The organism is Rhizobium sp. 01L410 (assembly GCF_056400165.1).
The window spans coordinates 40,618-65,720 of sequence record NZ_JBFTST010000016.1 but is presented as its reverse complement, the minus strand read 5'-3'; the positions used below and the strand labels follow the sequence as shown (position 1 = coordinate 65,720).

The window sequence follows — 25,103 nt, the reverse complement described above, 5'->3', positions numbered from 1 at the left end:
GACAATTGTGCTATCTACCCAACGTGTGTCGCGAGGGATCGTCTGCCGTCCCGGAAAACCGAGGCGGCGGCCTATAAAGTTCGAAATGCTTCGCGAGTGGGCAACCTGGGCCACTTAGATGCGCGATCTAGGGCTCTGATCAGCCTGTATATCTCCTGTTAACCAGAAGCGAAGTCGGGGTTTATTTCCGTCATAGCTATTCATTCTTAAAACGGACATCCATCTGATCGCAAAGTCATGCGCCTGAATTGGCGCCTGACATCGGCAAAAGGGGTCAACTGCCTGTATCTCGCGACCGCAACAGTGCGTGAAGCATGGGAGCTGGAGTGAAGGAATGGTGTCGCGCTTTGAGGGTCAGGCTGCGAAGATATCCGCCAGGCGACGTGATGCGCTCGGCGTTTTCGAGAATGCAGGCAGTAACGATCGACGCGCTTTCTGTTCCCATTGCCGCGACTGCATCGTGGAAGGCGGAGTTGCTGATGCCGAGCATTGTGCGGACGATGCTTGATGCAGCTGCGAGATCCGGCCAGTTTCGAATACTGCCCCCGGGTCCGTAGGCACCGACCTGTGGGCATGCTTGGAGGACGGCTGCCAGGCTCAGCGGCCTGACTAGCGTGTCTTCCCCGCTTTTTCGGTCTTCAACATCTACCTTTGGCGCTGGCCGATTATGGTTGCGGCAGCGTTCAATTTCAAAATGGGATTCTGGATCTGAATCCTGTATGTGGCGCTCACTCTGCGATTCATTGGCGCGCAGATCCTTTGCTTTTACGTGATTTTCCAATTGGTTGACGATTGCGGTGCGGATGTCTTCAAGCTGTCGCAAGGCGGTCTCGACTTGCATCAGCGTGGCCTGACGCGGCAAGCTGTCAATGACGCTGCGGAACTGCACGTAAAGGGGTGCCCAGTCACCTGGCGCATCTTCGAGCTCGGCTGCCGAGATGAGTTTTGCGATATCGCGGCGGCAAATCGACACGCGCTCCTTGGCGATACGGAGCCGTTCGCGATCCAGTTGAATGCGAGCGGCTAACCTCTCGATCTCTTCAGCGCGGGCCAGCAATGGAGCGAGATTGAAGCCGAAAGCCTCGTCGATCTCCCCTCCCCTACCCCGCCGGGCGTAGCGCTTGCCATTGGGGCTGTCCTTCCTGGCGATCAGACCGGCATCGACGAGCATGGCGAGATGCCGCCGCAGGGTTGCCGGGGTCATGCCGCGGGCCCGAATGGAGAGCTGGACATTTGAGGGGAACACCACGAGGGAAGTACCGGTGGACATCTCATCCTCAGGGAGAAACGTCAGGAGCGCATCGAGCACCGTTAGGGCACGATCGGTGACTTCAAGCTCGCGGCGTGCTTCGCAGACCGATCTGAAAAGCTTCCATTTGTTGCGGCGCTCGCCTTTCGGCAAAGCACTTGCCTTGCGCTGTGCCAGCATCATGGCAAGCGTCATCGGCCGCCGCCCGACAGGCGTCGTCACATATGTCGTATCCATCTTTCTTTCACCTGCGTTGAGGCAAAAGAAATCCGCTCACCAAAATGGCGCCTAGACTCTTGACTGTGATTCGGGGAAATGCGATTCTTGATTTGCTTAAGATCGAGAAGGGCTTCCACGACGGCGACGTTTGGGGGCCTTTTTCTTTTGCGCGGTTCGACCTCTATTGTTTGGGTTGAGTGCTTCGCACGAATTCGCTGTGCAGCGCTTCCATGCGAGTATTCAGGAAATCGACGAACTCTGCAGGGACAGCTTTGGTAAAGCTGATCCGTGGGCCGGAACTCGGATACGACACTGTCGCGAGCACGAAGCCATTCGCCTTGATTTCGCTCGGCGCGGCCTCAGTCTCATTTGCCACCGGTGCCTTATCCTGCAGGGCCATAGAGGCCATTTGGAAGCGCAGATTGGTGTCTGGCTGGCTGTGATCGGCCAGGCGAACGGAAACGCGCTCTGCAGCGTCCTGGCGAATAGCGAAAGTCTCCGCGAATGCCAGCCAGCGCCGGCGCCCAACTTCGGGTGCGGGGCCGATTGCGAAAAGGACAGCTCGCGGAATGGCAGAGGCGATCTTCAGCATTTCTGAAAGGTGGGACTTCTTCGTCGACAACGATGCGCAGATCGTATCGCGGCGATAGCCTGCCTCTTCCTGGGCAAGAGCGAAAACGCATTTCTCGATGAAGCTGAGGTCGTTGCGGTTGGTATTTTCCTCGCCCTGATGGACAATTGCTTCCTCGTCGGGCAACTCACGAAGGATCGCCCTGAACTTGATGCCCAGCGCGGCGGCTGCCGCCAGGCGCCTGCGGCCGAAAACGATCTGGTAGGGCTTGCTGCCATCCTTGAGGGGACGCACGAGGCCTGGAACGATCTGCCCGCGCTCCTGGATCGATTCCTTGATGGCTTCGATCGCAGATCCTTCATAGGCGCCGTCGAAGCGGTCCGGGATTGCCGATGGCGCTACGTCGGACGGATCGACCTCGATAATATGGTCGCCGTCCTTCAGGAGTTGATCGAGCGCCTCGCCCTTTTCCTGGATCTGGCGAACGCCGGCTGCAACCTTCATCAGATGTGGAGACGGGGTTCGGCCCGCAACCGGCGCTACGCTCGGTGCAGGCTGGTCGAGGCCGCCAAGGACGTTGGCGAACATACCACGGGAATCTTTGCGGCTCATTCACGCCCCCATGCTGCCCAGAGCAGCTTTTCGATCTCGCTATTGGCAGCGTTGATCGATTCCATCGCGCGGTCGTAGGTCTTCGGCGCCGAGAACCTGGAACGCTGCACTTCGTAGAGGCTCTGCTTCCAGGTCAGAGCGTCGGCGACGGCTGTGGATTTGGACACCATGTTGAGAAGGAGGTCATCACCGAATACCTGGCGCATGAGTGCCGTCATGTTGGCCTGCGGGTGATCGTTCGCCTCGAATTTGGTGACGAGGAACTTTGCGAAGTCCCACTGTGCCGGAGCACCCATTTCGCTGAGGATCTGCATGTAGGTGGCAGCCAGCTCCAGGAACTTGCCGGTTGAATCGACATCGAGCATGTGAGCCGGAACCGGAATGATGACGCCGGTGGCTGCCGTCAGTGAAGACAGCGTCAGGAAGTTGAGAGACGGTGCTGAATCCATCAGGATAACGTCGTAGTCGTCGGCAACCTGTTCGAGCGCCTGGGAGACCCGCAAGAGGAAACTTGTCCCCCCTGCCCTGCGCATCTCCAGGGCCACGGCGGTTTCGAACTCTGTGAGGTCGAGACCGGCGCAGATGACATCGAAGCCGGTGATGTGGGTCTTGTGAATCAGGTCTTTCGTCGGGCGCTGCTCGGAAAAGCGGATCGCCGCATAAAGCGTGTCGTCTTCGCGCGGATCAAAATCGGGAAGATTGCCGTGCAGGCTTGTCAGCGAGGCCTGCGGATCGAGATCGACCGCAAGCACGCGGTAGCCGCGAAGCGCTAGATAATGGCCGAGATGGATCGTCGTCGAGGTCTTGCTCGACCCGCCCTTGAAATTGGTGACGGCGATGATCTGGCATTCCTCGCCTTCAACGCGGCGCGGGTTCATGTATTTCTTGCGACCCTTCTCGGCAAGCGTCATGCGCAGCTCGAGAACCTGGTCCAGCGAGTACATACGCCGTCCGTTCGGGGTGACCTCGGGGGTCGGGCCCTTGTCCTTGAGGACGATCTGGCGAATGTAGGCTTCCGACACTTCGAGAAGGGCGGCAGCCTCCGATGAGGAGAACTTGCGCATTTCGCGGCGCGCGTCGGGCGGATATTGCGCCATGCTCAGGTTTTGAAGAGCAAAGTCGAGCTTGCTCGAGAAGCTCTGCATAAAATCGAGACTGCTTAGATGCCGATTCACTGGATTTCCCTCGGTTCGTTCCGGACAATTTAGCGCCGCTTGTGGTTAACGAAGCGTTACACCGGCCGTTGTTTCGCGAAAGAACGATAATTCGCATATTTTCCGTAGTTAGAGAGGTATCGCGATTCGCATGCACCGGCAAATGGCCTCAAGCGGCAATTCATTGATATGATTTTGCTGTCCGACAGAAAGTTCCCCGCGGGGAGCTTTTGGTCGGGTAACGATCAACAGAGATCGCGATGAGGTAGTCTGTCCCAATGCGGCAACGCAGGGGTAACTTGGATACTCTATCTTTGGCCAGCGCCCGTCTGACGACAACCGTTTTGCGGCGGCCGGCCAAAAGTTCCCCGCGGGGAACTTTTCGATCGGACAGCGGGCGCCACATTATCATTGCCCATTGCTGGATCGCAGGCCGGGTTCGGCGCCACACCGGCCATCCCGAGGTAGGCGCTCCCGCCGGAATGGCAACCACGCGGTTTTGGTCAGGCGATGGGAGACGATGGTTGGAGTGCTTCGCGTATCAGCCCCCTCCCCTGCTTGGGGGCATTTGCGCGACCCGTCAGCCTTTCGACGGCTTTGGTTTAGTCAAGTCTGAAAAGTTCCCCGCGGGGAACTTATTGAGAGTGCGGGCACCAAGCACGGGGCTTGAGTGCAATCTCTGTCCGGGGGGAGGCTTAATCGATGGCAGTCTTGAGCATCGCGAACGCCGCCGCGGCTCCTCTGATTGAGACTGGTAAATTTGACTCCCTCGGTCGATAGGCACAAAAGTTCCCCGCGGGGAACTTTCAGGATTCCGAATGGCGGCAAAGCGCTGGATAATACTAGAGTAGGCGTTTGGCCGAAGTGAGAGGCGCGGATCCGGAGAGGGCGGACACCGTGGTGTCGCTTGATGTTCCGGCAGCTTCATTGTTTGGCGCGGCCGCTCTCTGGAACCCTTTTCTCAAAATGCGAGGGCGGATGGACGGAGCCCAAAAGTTCCCCGCGGGGAACTTTTCCAATGCGCTTCAAATTGTGGCATTCGGAATGACGGCGATGCGATCGCCGGCAGGGAACGGATTGCACCGCTTCTTGCGCTCGGTTCACCGGCAGCCTGGGCCGGACAGAGAGGGTAAAGCGTCCAGTTAGAGAATTCGGCAGACGGGTTTTTCTGCTGGGAGCGAGACGCCCTCAAGGCAGGCCGTAAGCTGCAGCCTCGAAGGGTTCGGCACCCACTTTGAAAAGTTCCCCGCGGGGAACTTTTGACACTGACCCTTCCGGCCAGGCCAATCCCAACGGCGATCATAGTAACCGTGCGGCAGTCCGGTCTTGCGACGTGCATCATTATAGTAGCTGCCTGCCTGCTGCATCGAACGATGACGGGACTGGTCCATCGCCTCGAGAAGAGAGACATTGCGCAGCGCAGCCTCCGTGAGGAAGCCCGAGCGCAGGCCGTGAGCGGAAAGTCGCTGGGTTCCAAACCGGCGCTCTCGGCCCGCTGCTTGACGATGGCATTGATCGACTGTGCATCGATTGCCCGCCGGGAGATGTTGCCCCATTGGTCGATTGCGCGGAAGACGCTGCCCTTCTGAATTTTGGCTGCCGCCAACCAGGCATCGAGCGTATCGACTGGCGCTCCGGTGAGAAAGACCATCTCTTCGCGGCTGCCGTCGCTTGTATTGGTGCGGCCAAGATCGATCGAGACCGACGGGAGCTTGGTCCCGTCTTCGAGCTCGACGGGATCCAGCCTGGCAATCTGGTCATAGCGCAATGAAGTGATCTCGCTACGCCGGCGGCCACCCGATCCGAAGGCAACCTTGAGCACGGCGCGGTCACGAGGCTCGCGCAGACTTCCGCCGCCACAGGTGGCGATCAGGCGGGCGACAACATCGCCCGTCAACGCCTTCCTGCTTTTACGCTGACGCGGCCGTCCGGCTGCACGCACTGCAAGCCGAATCGCCGACTTCAGGGCAGGGGAGGCGAAGGCGCCCTCAAGGCCTCGCCACTTCGTCAGCGTCGACCAATGCGCCAGACGGCGCCGAACGGTCGAAGGCGAGTGTGGGCCTGTCACGCGCAGGAAGCCTCCGTCACGCAAATTCAATTCGACATCTGCAGGCATGCCGTGGTTGGGATCTGACTCGCGCTTCTCCGGCAACCAAAGATGATGGGCAACGAACTTGAGAAGCAGCGCTTCGGGTGCCGGCCAGGGCAGGGCGCTTCCCGTCGCAGCCAGCGCCCAGGCCTGCAGACAGGATAGATCCGATGTGAGAGCCCGCAGGGAATTCGCGCCCATGCCCTCATTGACTAGATGACGAAGGGTTTCGACGTCCTGGTCGATCAGAAGCTCTGCTAGCTCACCCCGTCGCTCGATCGGCAGGACCGCGGCGAGTGTGTCGAGTTCGATCGCCCGGCGGCTAACGACATCGGAGGCTCTACGGTCAGTCACTATGTGAGAACGGGCCGAGAACCGCTACCCCTTCCTTGCGCGCAGCAGCTGACAGCTTGCGGTCCAGCGTTGCGAGGGAAATGCCTCGGTTAAGGGCAAGCGCCAATACGCAGCATCGTAAGCGCTCAGCGTATAGCTGGCTGCCAACAGAAGAACCGAACTGTCGCCGCCAATCCCGGCGTCGTCGAGCGGCAACCGGCGGACACGCTCCATATTAACAAGCGCACCACCCGGCCCGATCCGACCGCGTCTCTCGGACATAGTCAAAATGTTGCGAATCTCGAACCAGAACAGTGACGGCACCGGGCAGGGCTCCGAAATCGAGGCAATGGCTGTCTCGGCTGCTTCAGAATACTCTTCCGGCAAAAGCCAGGCGGCGGCGAGCGAGGCGTCAACGACGAAATGCCATCAGCGGCGTCCTTCGTCGCGCCACGACAAGATTTCCTCGTGGGTGGAGACGGCAGCTTTCAGACGCGATGCCCGGAGTTCAGCGAGCAGCAATTGTGAGTCGGTAGGCTTGCGTGCACGCGTGACATGCGCGACTGGATCGTTGCCGCGTGTGATGATGAGATCTTCGCCAGCTTCAACACGAACTAGCAGCTCGGAAAGATGGGTCTTAACCTCAGAGATCGTAACTGTCGTCGTCACCTTGTAACGGAGCCTATTGAGGTTGGTTTCGAGCACTTAAAGTATGCTCGCGTTGCGTGTTGGTCAACAATATGGTCTCATAGCCATCGATAAGCATTACTTATCGATGGTTAGAGCAACAACCGGCAATCATACCATGTGAAGAACCGCAATATTTAGATAGAGTTCTTTTAGCAAATCATTTACCATGATTTCAATGGCTTACGATCTCGCGAAAATCGGCATGGCAGCCTTGATGCGACCGGCTTTCGACGCCGGTGTCGCGCTCGCGCGCCTGGACGAGCGTTTGGCCCGCTCACCTGTCGGAGCAGGGTGGATCGAACGATCCCAATTCACCGACGCCTGCGCCTCGCTGTGGATCGACGGCGAACTCGTCCATCTCGAAGACCTCGTCCTCCACGACGCCACGAAGGATATTCGTACACCCACCCATGAGCTGACAATCGCCCGCGACGTCCTGCGCACTCGCCGGGGAATCGCCGCCCAACTTCCCGGCTGGGCATTGTCGGCAGACGGCGTCCGCACTCTCAGAAAAACCGCAGAGATTACGTTGGCCGACACTGAAGAGGTGCAGGCGGTCGGTGCCATCCGGCGCGCCGTCGCGGACGATCCGGAAGCGGAGGGGGATAACGCCGACGACGTCGAAAACCTTCCCGGCGTCGACTATGCCGCCATCGATGCGGTGCTGGCCCGATCGGAGGCGGCGATCGAGAACGCAACTCGGCCCGGCCGGAGTGGCGCGGCGGATAGAGACTCACTGGTCTATGATCTCGACTGGGACCAGGATGCCCGGCTGGAGGAATGGCGCAGCGTGTTGCGCCAGGCCGAAAACTTGCCGGCGGTGCTGCGGGCGATCGTCGCCCTCGATGCCTGGAACGAGCTCTCCGTGCTGCAGCACGCCCCCTGGCTGGGCCGACTGCTGGCCGCGTCCATCCTGCGCGAGGCCAGTGTCACCACCGGCGCGCATCTTGCCGCAATCAATCTCGGCCTCAAAACCATTCCGGTCGATCGGCGACGGCATCGCGACCGGGAAACACGGCTGCTCGCCATCGCCCAAGGGCTTTTGGCGGCCGCCGAGATCGGCATGAAAGAGCATGACCGGCTGACGCTGGCGAAAACGATGTTCGAGCGAAAACTGGCGGGGCGGCGGACCTCGTCAAAGCTGCCGGAACTGGTCGAGCTGGTGATGGCGAAGCCGTTGGTGTCGGCCGGGATGGTGGCGAAGACGCTCGAGGTGACGCCGCAGGCGGCGCGGCGGATCGTGGCGGAGCTGGGCTTGCGGGAGATGACGGGGAGGGGGAGGTTTCGGGCATGGGGAATTATTTAGCCGCGAAGCGCGATCGGCCGACGATACATGGCCGGGTCGGATGTCGCCAGCCGCCCCAGGCATCAACTCCCAGGATGTCGATGTAATTGCTAGAATTATAAGGCCGGAACACTGTTATCTGATGCCAATTTTGGTTAAGAGCGACCCGAGCGAACAGAGAAGAGGGCTTTGAAATGGCGCTGCACAAAGACGAAATTCTGAACGCGCTTGCGGCAACGGCGAACGTGGCTCAGTTCGTCGGGTTCCGACCAAATGGAAAAGGCGCTCTTACACAAAGTTACAGTCGAGTTTCCGGCTTCGATGCTAACCATCAATTTTCGAGTGCTCGAGACGCGGTGGACGCGCTTTTGGCGCATAGCTCTGATAAGATGGTCAACGTACGGAGTTATGAACCGAGTAGTCCCCGAAGCAAAGAGTTTGTCTACGGTCTAAAAGACGTGGGTGAGGTTTTGGCGGTCCTTGAACGATTAGCCGCCCTGGAACTTCATCTCATTGTCAACGAGACAATCGACATACATGACGGCGGCGTATCGGGAGTCGTCCAGGGGCAGGTTGTCGAGTTCGCTCCGGACGACACGCCGCGTTGCGTGGAAAAGCCGGGGGTTGCGTCTTTGCCTGTCTCCATCGCTTTGCAAGTGTTGAAAACTGTGTATGGCTTTGCGCCTGATTTCAATTTTCCTCACAACGCTAGGGCGGAGTTCAGCCTTCACCCGAAGCCACGAGGTTATAATCAGAAGCACACAATCTTATGGGAGTACGAAGTTACCGACGCGAGTTTTCTTCCGGCCGCCTTCAGCTGGCCAAACAATTTTAGCCGGCATCTAGGTGACAAGGCTTTCGGCTTGATGATTGCTTCCGCCTTAGGGATGCCCGTCCCAAAAACTACAGTAATTGGTAGACGAACGGCTCCATTCACGTTTGGCCAAGAAACCGGTTCTCATGAGGTATGGACCCGTACCTCGCCAACAGAGCCCCAACCGGGATTGTATACTACCGTTAAAGGCTGGCAGGATCCCTTTATGCTGTTGGCGAAAGAAGACCCCGAAGGTGAAAACATTCGATCGGTTTTGTGCCAAGCGGCGGTCAGAGCGCGGTTTTCTGGTGCCGCGTTAGCTGGTCCGAGAGGTAAAGTCATCGTTGAGGGCCGCAGAGGAGAAGGCGACCAGTTCATGCTTGGGCTGCAGTTGCCTGAGACTTTGCCGTCGTTTGTGCTGGATGCTGTTCAAGCAACATATTCAGCATTGTCCAACCGGTTGGGACCCGTGAGATTCGAATGGGTGCATGATGGCGATATCGTCTGGATTGTGCAACTCCATTGCGGCGCGACCTCTACAGAGGCCGACGTGATCGTCCCTGGCGAGACTGCCACATGGATTGAGTTCGACGCCACGGCGGGAATCGAGCACTTGAGGGACCTGCTTGGACGGCTTGTCGAAGGACAGGGTATTATTATTGCCGGCGAAATCGGCCTAACAAGTCATATCGCGGATCTCCTGCGAAAGGCAAAGTATCCCGCGAGGAGAAAACCCATTGCACAACCTGACGACTAAGGCCGGTCAGCGTCAGTCGCCCGGTAGCTGCGCCAAACCTCCCCGAGAACCTTGTCTCCCTCAACCTTGTGAACGGCGAGGACGTGGTCGACCAGGTCGGGTACTGAATGATCGACGACAAGCTCTACAACATTATTTTCTTTTGATCGCGACTTCGATCGCTCACGGTAAGGGAACTCTTCGACCCGCTGAAACGTCCCGTTGCCTCGGGGCTGCGGGTTAAAGAGCGTTGAACCACTATTGATAGGACTGAGCCAGATACGATCTCTATGTGCAGCGACCAATCCCGCAGTGTCGATAGTCAGAACGGTCTGGGGAGCTCCGCGATAGGCTTTAGCCTTTAGGAGCCGCCAGATTCGTGCCGCAGAGAGCCAAAAGAAGCTCCGCGAGTTCAGAATTTCGTACCAATCTTTTGGAGTCAGGCCGTCTTTAAGGCAACGTTGAAGCAAGTGGTCCTGCATTGGTTTTTGATCGCGAATAACGGCGCCAAGCAAACTTTTAGATTTCAGCGGCACCGACTCTGGCCTGCGCTGAGACTCGAGTGCGTACCGCTCGCCCCCTGCAATCTTGTAAAGATCTAATAGAGCTGTTGCACTCAAAAGACCGTGCTGTTGAATCGCCGGCCAAGCGCCATCATGAGCCATATGATATAGCCGCGGGTACAACGAGATGAGTTCTTCTTCTGTCATTTCCATACTCTCACGTCGATTAGCCCAGCCACTCCGAAATCCTTCGAGATCAAGGACACAGGCACGCCACAAACTCGCTCGACGTCTCTAACAAATTGTTGCGCTTTCTCAGATAGGTCATTGAAAGTTTTCGCCGATCGGTTTTCGGCCCCAAGATAGTCAACGAAGGTTAGAGCGATGTCGGTTGCGCCATTGACGTAGACGGACATCCGGATCTTTTCCCAGTCGATTTCGGCGATTCTCCGGGTCTTGCCGGATACGCTACCTTTCTCCGTTTTGTCGATCTCGTTAAGCGGCACGCCCGAAATCTTGGCGATTTCGCTGAGTGTCATCTCCACACCCATCGGGCCGGAGGGACCGCTGACGCGAATAGGATAAGTGCGTGCAACGAGCACTGCTCTGCGCACCCTGTTGTACGGCACACCAGCGTCTGAAAGGCAACCTGCGACTGATGTTTCTCTCGAAGTGACGTGGGGGTAGCTTCCATGATGAATACTTAACTCGGTGCCCTGGGTGCCCTCCAACATGATGCGTTGCCCGCCTGCAAGGGCACGTTCGATCTCGACCCGAACGCTTTTCAGGTAAGGTTTAAGCTCTTCGACATCGCGTGCGAGTCTGACCTGCGGGCCCCATTCAAGGGTGGCGCCGCGGCCGAGGACCTTCCGCGCAGTTGCAGAGCCGACACCTTGCTTAGTCGAGGAGATTTTCTCAAGAAGCTTCTCTTCAATGTCAATGTCGCCTTGTTCGATGATCATCGCTTGAGGGTCGACGGAAAGCCATCCTTCTGTCTCTAACCAAGGATGATCATTTAGTTCTTTGAGAAGAGTTGGCAGTGAGATAGTTGAGCCTGCTGCGATAAATATTCGCGCATTTTTGTTCGAGCCGGTCCCTGACGGAAGTTGACGGTATGTGTAGACAGGGTCCGCAACTTTGTGTCCGGCATTCGGTCCGCCAACACGCACGAGGACGTCGTATTCCGTTGCCAGCAATGCGCAAATATTTCCTTTGCCCTCGCTCCCCCACTGCCCGCCCACAAAGACGTCAACATAGCCGGGATACTTTGAGCTCGCGCTTAAGCGGCCAGCAGTTGCATAAGTCACGCACGACGTTGGATCCGACCTTCCGGTGTCGACGATCACATCAGCGATTGCCTGGAGAGTCTCAACTGAGGCCTCGGTTGGATCTTCGGATGCCTCAGCATACGTTTCGAATTCCCTGGTTTCTCGAGAACGCGAAAGGTAGCGCTTTTCTAGAACAGCGTGAGGAGCTGTGAGATGAAAATGATGTACGCGATCAGTGCCAAAGCGCTCTCTCAGGCCATCGACTTGCCCTGCGATACGGGCTGAGTCCACAAGCAAGTATTCTCGCGTTGTCATTCGAAGCGCCTCTTCGACGACATCGGCAACCCAGCGGCCATTTGTTTCAGCGTCCAGTTCCGCTCCGGCTTTCTGAAGTGCTGCACGATCATCCGCAACACCCTTAACCTTGAGTATATAATTTCGCGTGGAAACTTTGTCTGCGGGGTAGCGTTCCCTTAAAGCATCGGAGAAAGAAGTTTTTCCAACGGCAATTGGGCCTGAAAGAACTATTATCGTTTTCAACTCTTGCTCCTCGACTCAGAGTGAATGATTATCACCATAGGTAGCAGCGTTGATGTGATTCGCTCAAGGGGACATCATGAATTCAAACATCGCTATCAAAGTAAAATCCGGCCCCAGCATCATGCTCGCCAGCGGCAACTGGTTCGATCTGTTAGATCCATGGGGCAGTGCGTTTACGATCTTCGATATCGCCCAGGGACTTTCAAATATTTGCCGCTATGCGGGTCAATGTAAGAAGTTCTACTCTGTTGCAGAGCATTCTCTGTACGTCTATGAAACAGCTGAAAATTACAAGCTTGAGGCACTTCTTCACGATGCAACTGAAGCATTTCTTGGAGACATAACGCGGCCGTTAAAGCAGTTGTTACCTCAATACAAAGAAATCGAGTCGAACGTGGAGGCGGCCATCTTTGAGCGCTTTCATCTTGACTTAAATGCTAGGCCGGAGGTTAAGCGGGCCGACCTTCGAGTTCTGGCGGCGGAACAAGCTCAAGTGATGCCTGAAGGGACTGATTATTGGACGGTGCCTTCAAGAACCAAACCCGCAGCTATCGACGTTCAATTCCTGTCGCCGACGGAAAGCGCTGAGCGATTTTTATCGAAATTTTTCGAGCTAACAGATGAATCAGGTGCGCTGTAGGTTTCAGATCGCGAGTGTAGATCTCTTTCCACACAAGCGCTTGCGTGATAAAACCTCTGCTTTAATCTGCAAGAGCAGAGGAAACGTCACCGTCCATGTCATCCACTAACGCTCAGCGGCTTCGTGCGCTGAAGCTCCTAGAAGCCCGGGGTATGCTCCGGCTGAAGGAGTTCGTTGCCGAAGGCATCGGCCCGGAGACTCTTGCGCGCCTTGTCCGGGAGGAGGCGGTCATCCGCCCGGCACGAGGCCTCTATCAACTCCCCGACGCACAAGTCGAGGCTGGTCATATGCTGGCTGAGGCGGCGGTTCTGGTTCCAAAGGGTGTGGTCTGCCTAACCTCAGCCCTCCAATACCACGAACTAACGCTGCAGATGCCGTCGGCTGTATGGATGGCGATTGACCGTGCCGCCTGGCGGCCCAAGATCGACTATCCCCCTATTCGGTTCGTGCGCTTCACTGGATCGGCACTGACCGAAGGGGTCGAGCGTCACCGCATCGAGAATGTCGACGTTCCCATCACGGATCCGGCGAAGACAATTGTCGATTGCTTTCGCTACCGGACCAAGATCGGCCTTGACGTCGCGATGGAGGGGCTGCGCGAGGGGTTGCGCGGTCGCCGATGCAAACCGGATCAACTCTGGCGTTACGCTCGCAAGGCGCGGGTCTGGTCGATCATGCGTCCTTACGTCGAAGCAATGGTGTCTGATGCCGCGTGAGCCTCGCAATATCGGCGCATCAGTGCGAGCGCGGCTCCTCGATCGGGCACGTGCCGAGCGATCGGATTTCCAGATTCTCCTGACGCGATATGCGCTCGAGCGTTTGCTCTACCGGCTAAGCGCGTCCCCGCACCGCGACCGCTTCATCCTCAAAGGTGCGATGCTCTTCGTGACCTGGGTCGCCGATCCGTTTCGGCCTACGCGCGATCTGGACCTGCTTGGCCACGGCGACAGCGACGCCGAGGCCATTGCCGAAACCTTTCGGACGATCTGTGCGCAGGCGGTTGCCGACGACGGCGTGACGTTTGATGTCGCCGCCTTGACGGCGGCGCCGATCCGCGAGGAGGTGGAATATGGTGGCGTGCGGGTCCGCACAACGGCAACCATCGCCGGGGCGCGTATCCCGATCCAGGTCGACATTGGTTTCGGCGACGCCATTACACCCGCAGCTATAGAGATCGACTATCCCGTCCTGCTCGACGCACCGGCGCCGCATCTTCGAGCCTATCCCGTCGAAACGGTAGTGGCCGAGAAATTCGAGGCTCTTGTTACCCTCGGTGTGGCAAATAGCAGGCTCAAGGACTTCTATGATCTCTGGGTGATTTCCCGAACATTCGAGCTTCGCCAGGCCGCCCTTGTCGAGGCCGTCCAGCGGACTTTCGAACGACGCGGAACGGCTCTTCCATCCGATATTCCAGCTGGCCTGACCGACGAATTCGCGGAGGCATGGGCCGCTCAATGGCGCGCCTTCTCGGCCGCGATCGGATGGCCGCCGCACCGAATGCTTTCGCCGTTACCATCGCCGATCTTCGCGTCTTCCTGATACCGCTGGTCGTCGGATTGAAGCAAGAACGAGTCTGGTCGCCGAGCGGGCCCTGGTCGCCGGGAGCAGCAATCGATGAGGCATAACGGGACGACAAATTAAGTCGTGCCGAGTGGCGCAATTGATGAAGAAAAGGGCCGCGATCGCGGTCTCGGGGGGAAGTATGGATAAGAAACACTTTTATCGCGTGGGCAGCCATACAGGCGCCTGGGACGATCTACCGACAGACCCCGATGAAGTGGACTCCTTGATCAATAGCGCTCGAAAGCACATCGAGCCATGGCTCTCCGCTGTTTTCCAAGCCGAGCACCTCAATCTGCTGCTTGGCAGCGGGTTCACCACCGCGGTCGGTTACATCGCGGGCGTAGGGGCCACCGGAATGGCTAAGGTTACATTTGGCACTCCGTATGACGTCGCCATCGATGCGCACGCCCAGGCCGGAGCGACGGCCATGAAAAGAGGTGCGGCAAACATCGAAGATCAGTTTCGAAGTGCTCTTGCTCTGCTTGACGGCCTCGGAGTCATCGACAAGGCGGCAGAGCAAACCCTCAAGGACGGCATTGATGCTCAGATGTCCGGCTTTCTCACTTCATTATTGAAAACGGAAAGCGGGATTGTCGTCGGAAAGAATCCGACGTCGAAGGATACTGCCCAAGGAGCTCTGCAATCATTCCTGTTGAGTTTTGCGAGCCGCGCTGCCTCTCGCGAGCGTTTGCACGTCTTCACAACCAACTACGACCGCCTAATCGAACATGGTAGCGACTTTGCGGGTCTTCGGATCATCGATAGGTTCGTCGGCGCGCTGAATCCGGTCTTTCGGGCATCGCGCGTTGAAGTTGACGTCCACTATAATCCACCCGGCATTCGAGGAGAGCCCCGGTTCATGGAGGGCGTCATTCGCCTGACCAAGCTCCACGGCTCACTGGACTGGTTTTTCGATAAGGACGAACGGCGGATCTATCGCAAGGGCATCCCATTCGGAGCGCCTGCGGATCATACCGACATTCCCAGAAAGCCCGTCGATACGGTGATGATCTATCCCAATCCCGCAAAGGATGTCGAAACAACCCAATATCCTTATGCAGAGCTCTTTCGCGATTTCGCAGCTGCAGTCTGCCGACCCAACGCGGTTGTCGTGACCTACGGCTATGGCTTCGGTGACGATCATGTGAATCGAGTGCTGCTCGATATGCTCACCATCCCGTCAACCCATTTGGTGATCATGGCCTATGAGGCCGATGATCGCCTCAAAGCCTTCATTGAAAAGACGCGAGATGCACAGGTCTCGTTGTTGATCGGTTCGCATTTTGCAGATCTTGAAACATTGGTCGCGAACTACCTGCCAAAGCCGGCGCTCGATTACATATCCGGCCGAATGACCGAACTGTTGAAGCATCGTCCGGGCGACCCTAAAGCCAGCGATCCACCTGCGGCGGCACTTCCAGCGTCCTCAACCGGTGCGGTATGAGGCAATCATGACGACTCCAATCGAACGTCTGTCAGGTCTTGTGGTCGGTGTCGTCGAGTCGGTCGCGCCTGACGAAGTTAGGGTGCTTCTTGAGCTGGACGCTCCGCACTCCACGGCGTTGAACACCGGAGTACCGGCCGGGTTTCCGCGCCTCAATGGGTATGTGCTCATACCCAATGAAGCCGGTGCGACGGTTGCCTACATCACCTGGATTGGTATCGAGCGCTCGCCTTATCCAAAGCGCGCTGGGCTCAAAGATTTCGGCCTGATCGATCTGCCATTTCCGTTGCGGAAAATGTCGCTATCCCCAGTCGGGACGCTGACATCCCGGCGCAATCGCGCTTCGGGAGCGACCTTATACGAACTCTCCCGTGGCGTTGTCGCGTTTCCGTCGGTGGGAGACCAGGTTCTTATTCCAACGCCCTCCCAGGTCGAAGCCATCGTAGGCGCGAGGGACGACGATAAGAGAGTCAGAATAGGCTCTTCTCCGATGGCATCGAACGCGGCCATCATGGTCGACCCTGACAAGCTTTTCGGCCGGCACCTGGCGGTATTGGGAAACACCGGCAGCGGTAAGTCATGCACGGTGGCAGGCCTGATTCGATGGTCCATGGAGGCCGCCGAGAAGGCCATCAAGGATGCCGGCGAGACGGGGGTGCCCAACGCGCGGTTCATCGTTCTCGATCCCAATGGCGAATATGCCAGAGCTTTCGCTGATCGCGGAGACGAACTGCGGTTGTTTCGCGTTCCACCCATTGCGGAAGGAGAACGGCCGCTCGATGTTCCTGCGTGGCTCTGGAGCGGGCACGAGTGGACCGCGGTCGCTCACGCCCAGCCAGGGGCGCAACGCCCGTTGCTTATGCAGGGGTTGCGGGAGCTGAAGGCCGGCCAAACGGAGGGGGTGCCCAGAGAGGCGATGATCCGCCGCTACCTTGGTTCCTATTCGGTCCGGATATCTGCAATGCTGAACACTGGCACACAGGCCTTCGCGGGCGCTGCAAGAGCAAGATTCGAGTGCGCACGGCTCCTTGAAACGATCGCGTCAGATTGTTCGCAGTTTGGCGGGGAAGCCCTCGATACAGCTAGTGGTGCTCTTGCCACGATTTCCAACACGATCACGGGAATTGTCGATAGCCGACGATCAGGAAATTTCTTCAACGATTTTGCGGTTTCCGACCTGGAAACGATCCGCAGCGCACTGGATGCATTGGCTCAGACGCTGCCGGATATCGGCCACGCAACCCTCATCAGTGAGGACGCTCCACAGTTCTTTGACGTAAACACTCTCGCCGAACATCTTGACCGGGTGGCAACCGAGCAGGGAGGTAACCTCGCAGGGTTTATCTCGACGCTCGGGCTTCGGATTCGCGGAATGCTCGCCGATCAGCGGCTCGGCGCCGTAATTGGTCGCGACCCGCCGACTTCCTTTGAATCCTGGCTAAAGGACTACGTCGGCGACGATGGCGCGAGTAACGGCCAGATCGCGGTCGTCGATCTGTCTCTTGTTCCGTCCGAAATCGTCCACATCGTCGTTTCAGTTTTAGCGCGGCTGATCTTCGAATCGCTCCAGCGATATCGCCGTGGCCATCCAAAGGGCCAGACCTTGCCGACCGTCCTCGTATTGGAGGAAGCCCACACATTCGTTCGGCGCGGTAAGGACGATGATGGTCCTGCCTCATCTCCAACCCAACTTTGTCGCGAAGTGTTCGAGCGAATCGCTCGAGAGGGGCGGAAGTTCGGACTTGGACTCGTCTTTTCATCGCAGCGACCATCGGAGCTTTCTCCAACGGTTCTCGCCCAATGCAACACGTTTCTGCTGCACCGTATCGTCAACGATGCGGATCAGAATCTCGTCGCACGTCTCGTGCCCGACAATGTAGGTGGACTCTTGCGTGAGTTGCCGAGTTTGCCTTCTAGGCAGGCCGTTCTCCTTGGTTGGGCAGCGCCGATCCCGGTTCTGGTGGAGGTGGACGAATTGCCTGATGCGCAGCGGCCGCAGTCGGCAGATCCGGATTTCTGGAAGGTGTGGACGCTGGCTGAAGAGCGGAGCGTCGATTGGGCCGCAGTTTCGAAAGCATGGTCGGGCGCTGCTCCGGTGCAACTGCCGGAGGAAGAATGATCCGTATTCTACACACGGCTGATTGGCATATCGGTCAAACGCTTCGCGGATTTTCGCGTGAGCACGAGCACCGTAGAGTGTTTGAGCGCCTCGAAGAGATCGTCGTGGAGCGCGATGTCGATGCGCTCGTCATCGCTGGCGATGTCTTTGATAGTCAGAACCCCTCCGGGGAAGCGCAACAGCTCTTCTACAATACGCTCGTGCGGTTGAGCCGCGCGCATCCGCGCATGACTATGGTGGTAGCTGCCGGCAACCATGACGCAGCTGGTCGGTTGGAAGCGCCGCGGCCTCTGTTGGAGGCATTCAACATCCGCGTCGTGGGCAATGTTCGGCGACGTGAAGGGCGGGTCGAGGCCGCACGCCATCTCGTTCCTATCGCTGACGCAAGCGGTGCGGTAGCTGCTCACGTGCTTGCAGTCTCCTACCCAACCGCAGCGTGCCTTCCGAATTTGACACGGCTGGATGGTGCAGCAGGCTCGTCCGTCATCGCCGGCGTTCGAAGCCTCTATGCCGAATTGGTCGATACGTTGCGGGGACCGATGGATGGTCTACCGTTCGTCCTAACGGGACACCTTCATGTCGCGGGCGGTATCGAATCTGAAGGCGCGGAGCGCCGAATTCTGGTCGGTGGCCAGCATGCCGTGCCGCATGACGTGTTCCCAGCAGAAGCGAGCTACGTGGCGCTTGGCCACTTGCATAAGGCTCAGGCTATCGGTCGTGATATTGTCCGCTATTCAGGTTCATTGATCCCTTTGTCGGCGACGGAGCTGCCCTATGCGCATGGGGTCACTCTTGTAAGCCTCGACGGCACAACGGTTCAGACCGAACATATCTCGATTGATCGGCCAGTTACCTTCGTCCGCCTTCCTGAGGCGGGCGATATGCGTCTGAGCGAACTTGGCGATCATCTGACAGCGATGGATCTCTCAGCGGACCTACCGATTCATGAACGGCCATTCGTCCAGGTCCGGCTTGCCCGCGAAGGGCTATCGCCTGGGTTCAGAGAGGAGGTCGACCGCATCGCCGAGAGCTTTCCGGTGCGCGTCGTCGATACCCGTGTCGCAACAATACCTGGGGCGTTAAATGACGTGACCCTCGCCGATCCAATGATGCGGCTGGCAGAAAGAGATCCCGAGGATCTGTTCAAGCTCGCATTTGAACGCACCTTCGGCGTGGCCCCGGATGCCGAGCATCTGGATGTCTTCCACCGGGCACAGGCGGAGGCATAACCATGCGGATATTGGCTATACGGGGTGAGAATCTAGCCAGTCTTGCCGCGCCCTTCGAGATCAGTCTTGCTGAAGAGCCTCTTGCAGGTTCCGGCCTCTTTGCCATCACCGGCGAAACCGGCGCCGGGAAATCGACCATCCTCGACGCCCTCTGCCTTGCGCTCTATGGCGAGTATCCTCGGGTCTCCGTCGGTCGCCGTGAGAATGCGCCCGATCCCAGCGGGGAGGCAATTTCAATTCATGATGGCCGTGCAATTCTGCGTCGAGGTGCCGGCGGCGGATATGCCGAGGTAGATTTCATCGGACAGGATGGTGAGCGCTACCGCGTCCGCTGGGATGCCAATCGGGCGCGGGGGCGAGCTAGTGGGCGGCTTCAGAGTGAGCACCGCGCGCTGTATCGACTTGATGACGGCAGTGCCGTGGCGACTGGTAAGACCCAGGTCCGCGAGGCCGTGGAGGCGAGAACCGACCTCACATTCGATCAGTTCCGGCGAACGGTGCTCCTCGCACAGGGCGAATTTGACGCTTTCCTGCTTGCCGCCGAGAGCGAGCGTGCGGAATTGCTCGAGAAAATCACAGGCACCGAGATCTACGCGGCGATCTCGGTCCGCGTCCATGATGGTACCGAGGCACGACGAAGAATTGTCGAGCAAATGGAGCAACGCCGCAACGATGTCGGACTTCTCGATGACGAAGCCAGGCAGGCCCTGCTGGACGAGCAAAGTCAGCTTTCTTCGACGGTTGCTCAGAAGGGCGCGGAACGTGATCAACACAACGGACGGTTGGATCATTTCAAACGCGTCGCCGCCGCTCGCAGCGACCTCGCTCGGGCTGAGGCTCAGGTGGTCGCAGCGCGAACGACACGCGAGGCAGCCGCCGATGAGTATCGGTCCCTTGCCGAATTCGATCTTGTCGAGCCCCTTCGTCCGCTTGCGATTGATTTGCAAAATGCACGGCGGACGGCCGAGGAGATCAAGACCCGTCTCGACGGTTTGCTTGTTGCATGGGAGGAAGCTCGGACGCTAGACGCCGCGTCTGCAACTCAACTGGCGGACGCTGCAGCCGCCAATGTAGCGGCAGAAGACGTCCTCAAGAATTTCGGTCCTCTTTGGAGCGAAGCCGAAAGGCTCGACGCCGAGCTGACGACAGCTCGGACGGAGTTTAATGATGCGGTGAAAAAATCGCAGCAAGCGGAAGCTACACTGCGCGATATGGCCAATGCGCTGGCCGTGATTGATCACGCTCTTGGTCAGACATCAGAATCGTACCGCACAACTGCGGCGCAACTAAGCAATCAATCGGACCGCGTTCTTCTTGTTGATCGTCTTAGCGATGCGATGGATTTGTTGACGAAGCGGGCGGCGCTCCAGCAGGAACACGCTACAGCGACGGTGGCTGCCGTCGGAGCGGAAGAAACAGCGACGCAATTGCAAGGTGAAATAACTGACCTGGCGGTAAAACTCACCGAGGATCGCGAGCGAAGGAATGGCCTAAGTCGTGAAATCGCTGATCGTAGAGCCGGTCTCGCCGGCATCGACGAGGCGACGCTCCACGAACGAGACATCGATCTGCAGCGCGCGCTTGAGGCTTTGCGCGAGGCACGTACCGTCTGCGATCGGCATACTCGAGCATGCGCAGATCTAACACGAAAGAAATCGGAACACACACTGGCGGCGCAGGAGGTAAGCACGGCGAGAAGCCAAATTGTTGAAGCCGAATCGGACCAGCTTCGTGATCGGACCGCGCGTGCGGAAATTGTGCCAATCGCAGAGCTTGCCGACGAAGCGGTCTCATCTGAGGCCATTCATCTGCGTAGCCTGCTGGCCTCAAATTTGGCCTGCCCGGTGTGCGGCAGCACCGACCATCCGCATCTTGCGCATCCCAGCGCGCTAAATGAAATTGCTGCTAGGCTTCGCCGCCGACGTGAGGAACTCGATGCCGCGTTGACCACGACGGGCCAGCGTTTGGACGCTGCAACGCGCGCTCTCTCCGCGGGAGAGGCTCGCCAGACGGAGACAAACCACGGACTCCACGTGGCGCGCGCACAAGTTCTGGCTGCCAACAGCGCTTATGGCGAACAGTTGTCGTCGTTGAACAATCTCTGCACAAAGGCTGGGATTGAGGAGGGTGTACCTCCCGTTCTCGATGACCGGGCTGCGTCGAAACTGGCAGCCCACATCTCAGTCGCGATCGCGGAACGATCAGCCATCGCATCTACGCTCGCAGACGCCCGCCGTCTTCGGACTGAGATCGACAGTTTGCAACGAGAGCATGACGCGCTCGGCGAGGCGATCGAGACGACCACACGATCCGTAGAGCAAAGACGTTCTGATTTCCACGCTGCGCAATTGAAGACAACTGAGTTCACGGTCCAGGCGGCGGGCCTTGCTGAGCGCCTCATTTCCATTCGCCGTGAAATCACGCCGTTTCTTGCCGCAGCAGGTCTGGCCGTCGAAGACCTCGATCTCGATCCCGCCGTTGTTGGCGTTACGCTGTCAACAATTGCGACGGCGTATGCCGGCCTCCGCGAGCAGGTCGGCCAACTTGAAATGACGCTCCAGCGTTTGGCGCCCGAGCGTGCAGCCGCGGGTGCCTCGCTTGAGCACGCGCAGGTGCAGGTGACGACGACGGCACTTCTTCTTGATCAACGTCGCATGGCCGAGGGAGAGAAGGCGCGCGCCAGAGCCCAACTTCTCGATGGCGAGGCGACAGCAAGCCACCGGACTCGGATCAATGAGGCTTGCCGGACCACCCGTGAGGCACTCGCGCGCTCGCGCGAGACGAAATCCGCCACCGATGCAGCGTTCCAGGCGGCCGGCGCTCGTTGCGACGAGGCGGCCGCTGGATTGGAGACCGCCAAAGGCCGCAGTGCTTTGGCCGAAGATGCATTCAACGCTGCGTGCCGGGATATTGCTCGCTCGTCAGACCAGGTTGCCGCGCTGATCGCAACCGACCCAGCTTTAAGCAGAGCGTTGCGGATCCGAATTCAGGAGATCGACCGAGCCGCGAACGATGCCGGCACCGCGGCGCTTACGCGCCAGAATGACTTACACCGGGCGTTGGAAGGTTTCGACGAGACCACCGATGCAGAGGCGTTGGCCGCGGTCGTCGCGGCGTTGGCTACAGAAATCGGAGACTTGCAACAACGGACAGGTGTGCTTGCTGCTACGCTCGCGCGAGACGACGAGGCACGCCGCGCCGCCGCAAATCTATCTGCGGAAATCGACACCGCGAAAGCGGAACTCGCAATCTGGCAGGCAGTCGACGATGCTGTCGGCTCGGCCACCGGTGATCGTTTCCGCCGCTTTGTGCAGGGCATCACACTCGACCACATGGTGCAGTTGGCGAATGATCACCTCCGTGCATTGACCCCGCGCTATAGGCTCGCGCGGGGGGCAGCGTCCGATCTCACGCTGCATATCATTGATCGCGACATGGGCGATGAGGTCCGCGGGACCCGAAGCCTGTCAGGCGGTGAACGTTTCCTGGTCTCCCTTGCGCTGGCGCTGGCTTTGTCGGGTCTCGAAGGACGTTCGTCCTTTGTCGACACGCTGTTTATCGATGAAGGCTTTGGATCGCTCGATGCGGAGACGCTCGACTTGGCAGTAGATGCGCTGGAGACCCTACAGGGTAGGGGTCAGAAGGTTGGTGTCATCACGCACGTCGCTGCCATGATTGAGCGGATAGCCGTGCAGGTTCGCGTCGAAAAACGTGGGGCTGGGCGATCGGCTATTAGTATTTTAGACGGGTCGACGCCGACGCGGCCTTTGTAACACATCAACACAGTATTTTCACACATATCAATAGCTTGCCAATTTGACGGAAGTGTTTGTGGTTCGATTCCTATCAAGACCGGCAATACGAGCTTCCGAGTGCTACATGCTTGCGCCAGCACGCCTCAATCGATCGCGGTGCGCCGCTTGCTTGGCGCGGTTACCGCAAAGCGCCATGCTGCACCAGCGTCTACGATGACCGCGCGTGTGATCGGCGAACAGCAGTGTACAGGCTGGGCCTTCGCAAGCCTTCACATTCGAGAAGTCCTCGGTGCAGACAAAGCGGCCGAGCGCTTCACCGACCGGCAGCAGCAGCGCTTCCGGTGAGCGCCATTTGCGCATGGGCTGGAATTCGAAAATCTCGCCTTCCCCCGCCTGCCGCGCTACGACGCGGTTGAAGCCCTCGTCGCGCTCCAACAATCGGTTCAGCGGCTCCAGTTCAGTCGGAGCATCAGGCTTCAACGGCTTTCCCTTGTGCGCGCGAACGAAAGTCCTGAACCACTCGCGCAGGTTCCTGGCCTGATCGGCGACCTTATCCAGCTCCCCCGGCAGGGCTTCCGCACGCAATCTTTCGAGCGTTTCCTGGGGAGCCAATTCTGCCTGCTCAAGCCATCGCAGCAAGCCTTCTCCGTCCTCTATCCATTCGACCCGTGTGTCGATCGGCGTTGCCACCGAATTCAGAAAATCCAACGCCAGAGCATCGCCTAAAAACAGTGCGGGAGAGTGGTTGTCCATCGCAACTCCTATCGGGCTGCCGACCAAAGTTGCGCGGAAGCCTGCCTGAAAACGTGATTCATATGTAACCATTCAAAACGCCGTTGACAAGTTACCTACCTTAATAGTAACCGTTCTATATCAGTTTTAATGGTTACTCATCATGCTAAGGGAGAACGCAGATGTCACAGCATTCCATGCATCAGAAGAATATGCATATCGTACTCGTCCACGGCGCCTGGGCCGATGGCTCCGGCTGGGCAAAAGTCATCGCACCGCTGGCGGCCGATGGTTTTGCGGTTACTGCAGCACCCTTGCCGCTGACCTCCTATGCTGACGACGTTAAAGCTCTTGAACAGGCTTTGAACCGGGTGAGCGGGCCGGTGATTCTCGCAGGCCATGCCTACGCCGGAGCGGTTATTGCCGGCGTGCAAAGCGAAAAGGTGAAGGCCCTAGTTTATGTTGCGGCACTCGCCCCTGATGAGGGTGAGACCGTGGCCGATGTCTTTTATCGCGGTGAACCCGATCCGCGTGCGCCGCAGCTCGCCCCTGATGAAAATCGTCTGATTTATTACCCGAATGAGGCCTTTGCGACGGCCTATGCCCAGAACGCCACGACTGAGGATCTGGCGGTTCTTTCTGCCGTGCAGCGGCCGATTTCGCCAGCCTGCATCATGGCGCCGGTGGGTCGGCCGCTGTGGAAGGATCAGCCGTCCTGGTTTCTCGTTGCCGAAGACGATCGGATGATTGCGACAAGCAACCAACGCTTCATGGCGGAGCGCATGCAAGCGACGCAGCGGGTTTTCCCGGTCGATCATACGCCGATGGTCACGGCGCCGGAGGCTGTGCTGCAGGTCATCCGCGAGGCGGCGGCAAGCGTCACAGAGGCCTGAAGTCACCAATCAATCGAGCTTTGAGGAGGTGAGGCAAATGCGCGAGCACAAGGTTACGACAGAGCGCGTTGGCGCGTTTTCGGACGGCATGATCGCCGTGATCATAACGCTCATGGCGCTGGAACTGAAGGCGCCGGAGGAAGCCACGATCGAGGCCATCCTGGCGCTCTGGCAGACGCTGCTCAGCTATGCGCTGAGCTATCTGTTCATCGCCATCATCTGGGTCAACCACCACCATCTGTTGCGGCTGGTGCGCTACGCCTCTCCGCAACTCATCTGGATCAACTTTGCGCATCTGTTTCTGGTATCGCTGCTGCCATTTACGACCGCCTGGATGGCGGAGACGAACTTCGCGCCGCTTCCAGTTGCTGCCTATGCGGCAGTCTTCGTACGGGTCAATGTCGCTTATCTGCTCTTCGAGCGGGAAATCCTCCTTCATGCAGAGGCAGACGACGTGCCGGAGCGGTTTCGCAAGCTTGCCCGCCGCAGAACCGTCATCGGCCTTATCATCTTCGCGGCTGCGGCACTGACTGCCCCCGTCCTGCCGCTTCTGGGGTTTGCCCTGATCTGCTGCGCATTGCTGCTCTACCTGCGGCCGGAGATTTTCAGCCGCCACGAACAGTGATGCCGGAGCTGCCGGCACGCCGCCAATCATCCGCTCCAAC

17 protein-coding genes and 2 pseudogenes are annotated in these 25,103 nt (G+C 58.4%); 11 read left to right on the top strand and 8 right to left on the bottom strand.

The window, feature by feature from the left end:
* Positions 1–274 precede the first annotated feature (274 nt).
* From repC to AC1DV9_RS26485, 5 genes and pseudogenes are all read right to left on the bottom strand, one after another.
* Positions 275–1,486, bottom strand: a complete 1,212-nt coding sequence (gene repC / locus AC1DV9_RS26505; protein WP_477950693.1) for a plasmid replication protein RepC — start codon at positions 1,484–1,486, stop codon at positions 275–277.
* Positions 1,487–1,649: 163 nt separating this feature from the next.
* On the bottom strand, positions 1,650–2,651 hold the full coding sequence (repB, locus tag AC1DV9_RS26500) for a plasmid partitioning protein RepB (RefSeq protein ID WP_477950692.1): 1,002 nt from the start codon (positions 2,649–2,651) through the stop codon (positions 1,650–1,652).
* Positions 2,648–3,826: a plasmid partitioning protein RepA gene (repA, locus tag AC1DV9_RS26495; protein WP_477950690.1), complete on the bottom strand. Its 1,179-nt coding sequence runs from the start codon at positions 3,824–3,826 to the stop codon at positions 2,648–2,650. Before repA ends, repB begins: the two co-directional genes overlap by 4 nt.
* A 1,278-nt stretch (positions 3,827–5,104) precedes the next feature.
* A pseudogene (locus AC1DV9_RS26490) lies at positions 5,105–6,251 on the bottom strand (tyrosine-type recombinase/integrase).
* Positions 6,252–6,656: 405 nt separating this feature from the next.
* A complete protein-coding gene (locus tag AC1DV9_RS26485) occupies positions 6,657–6,932 on the bottom strand; it encodes a type II toxin-antitoxin system Phd/YefM family antitoxin (RefSeq protein ID WP_477950689.1) in 276 nt (91 codons plus the stop codon).
* A gap of 151 nt (positions 6,933–7,083) precedes the next feature.
* Between AC1DV9_RS26485 and AC1DV9_RS26480 the strand changes: the two genes are divergently transcribed.
* Together AC1DV9_RS26480 and AC1DV9_RS26475 are read left to right on the top strand one after the other, a co-directional pair.
* On the top strand, positions 7,084–8,223 hold the full coding sequence (locus AC1DV9_RS26480; RefSeq protein WP_477950687.1) for an RHE_PE00001 family protein: 1,140 nt from the start codon (positions 7,084–7,086) through the stop codon (positions 8,221–8,223).
* Between the two features lie 173 nt (positions 8,224–8,396).
* The gene (locus AC1DV9_RS26475; RefSeq protein ID WP_477950686.1) at positions 8,397–9,773 is read left to right on the top strand and encodes a hypothetical protein; all 1,377 of its coding nucleotides are present in this window, start codon (positions 8,397–8,399) and stop codon (positions 9,771–9,773) included.
* On the opposite strand, the gene AC1DV9_RS26470 is transcribed toward AC1DV9_RS26475, so the two are convergent.
* Both AC1DV9_RS26470 and AC1DV9_RS26465 read right to left on the bottom strand, forming a co-directional pair.
* Positions 9,770–10,462 (bottom strand): DUF7002 family protein, encoded by a 693-nt coding sequence (locus tag AC1DV9_RS26470; protein ID WP_477950684.1) that lies wholly within the window; start codon positions 10,460–10,462, stop codon positions 9,770–9,772. The two genes, AC1DV9_RS26475 and AC1DV9_RS26470, sit on opposite strands and share 4 nt — an antisense overlap.
* A complete protein-coding gene (locus tag AC1DV9_RS26465) occupies positions 10,459–12,063 on the bottom strand; it encodes an adenylosuccinate synthetase (protein ID WP_477950683.1) in 1,605 nt (534 codons plus the stop codon). Before AC1DV9_RS26465 ends, AC1DV9_RS26470 begins: the two co-directional genes overlap by 4 nt.
* 76 nt (positions 12,064–12,139) lie before the next feature.
* On the opposite strand from AC1DV9_RS26465, the gene AC1DV9_RS26460 reads away from it, so the two are divergent.
* The 7 genes and pseudogenes from AC1DV9_RS26460 (at position 12,140) to AC1DV9_RS26430 (ending at position 22,831) form a co-directional block, all read left to right on the top strand.
* Positions 12,140–12,703: a hypothetical protein gene (locus AC1DV9_RS26460; protein WP_477950682.1), complete on the top strand. Its 564-nt coding sequence runs from the start codon at positions 12,140–12,142 to the stop codon at positions 12,701–12,703.
* A gap of 95 nt (positions 12,704–12,798) precedes the next feature.
* On the top strand, positions 12,799–13,419 hold the full coding sequence (locus AC1DV9_RS26455) for a type IV toxin-antitoxin system AbiEi family antitoxin domain-containing protein (protein WP_477950681.1): 621 nt from the start codon (positions 12,799–12,801) through the stop codon (positions 13,417–13,419).
* Positions 13,409–14,328: pseudogene (locus tag AC1DV9_RS26450) on the top strand (nucleotidyl transferase AbiEii/AbiGii toxin family protein). The gene AC1DV9_RS26455 and the pseudogene AC1DV9_RS26450 overlap by 11 nt, the downstream one beginning before the upstream one ends.
* A gap of 77 nt (positions 14,329–14,405) precedes the next feature.
* The gene (locus AC1DV9_RS26445; protein ID WP_477950680.1) at positions 14,406–15,710 is read left to right on the top strand and encodes an SIR2 family protein; all 1,305 of its coding nucleotides are present in this window, start codon (positions 14,406–14,408) and stop codon (positions 15,708–15,710) included.
* 7 nt (positions 15,711–15,717) lie between these two features.
* Complete coding sequence (locus AC1DV9_RS26440; protein WP_477950679.1) at positions 15,718–17,829, top strand: ATP-binding protein; 2,112 nt, start codon at positions 15,718–15,720, stop codon at positions 17,827–17,829.
* Positions 17,826–19,058, top strand: coding sequence for an exonuclease SbcCD subunit D (locus tag AC1DV9_RS26435; RefSeq protein WP_477950677.1), 1,233 nt, complete (start codon positions 17,826–17,828; stop codon positions 19,056–19,058). Before AC1DV9_RS26440 ends, AC1DV9_RS26435 begins: the two co-directional genes overlap by 4 nt.
* Before the next feature lie 2 nt (positions 19,059–19,060).
* The gene (locus tag AC1DV9_RS26430) at positions 19,061–22,831 is read left to right on the top strand and encodes an AAA family ATPase (protein WP_477950675.1); all 3,771 of its coding nucleotides are present in this window, start codon (positions 19,061–19,063) and stop codon (positions 22,829–22,831) included.
* A 102-nt stretch (positions 22,832–22,933) separates the two neighbouring features.
* Here the strand turns inward: AC1DV9_RS26430 and AC1DV9_RS26425 are convergent, their stop codons facing one another.
* On the bottom strand, positions 22,934–23,566 hold the full coding sequence (locus AC1DV9_RS26425) for a CGNR zinc finger domain-containing protein (protein ID WP_477950674.1): 633 nt from the start codon (positions 23,564–23,566) through the stop codon (positions 22,934–22,936).
* A 161-nt stretch (positions 23,567–23,727) separates the two neighbouring features.
* On the opposite strand from AC1DV9_RS26425, the gene AC1DV9_RS26420 reads away from it, so the two are divergent.
* Together AC1DV9_RS26420 and AC1DV9_RS26415 are read left to right on the top strand one after the other, a co-directional pair.
* Positions 23,728–24,438 carry an alpha/beta fold hydrolase gene (locus AC1DV9_RS26420; RefSeq protein ID WP_477950672.1) on the top strand — a complete coding sequence of 237 codons (711 nt, stop codon included), beginning with the start codon at positions 23,728–23,730 and terminating at the stop codon, positions 24,436–24,438.
* A 37-nt stretch (positions 24,439–24,475) separates the two neighbouring features.
* The gene (locus AC1DV9_RS26415; RefSeq protein ID WP_477950670.1) at positions 24,476–25,063 is read left to right on the top strand and encodes a TMEM175 family protein; all 588 of its coding nucleotides are present in this window, start codon (positions 24,476–24,478) and stop codon (positions 25,061–25,063) included.
* The last annotated feature ends 40 nt before the right edge of the window (positions 25,064–25,103 follow it).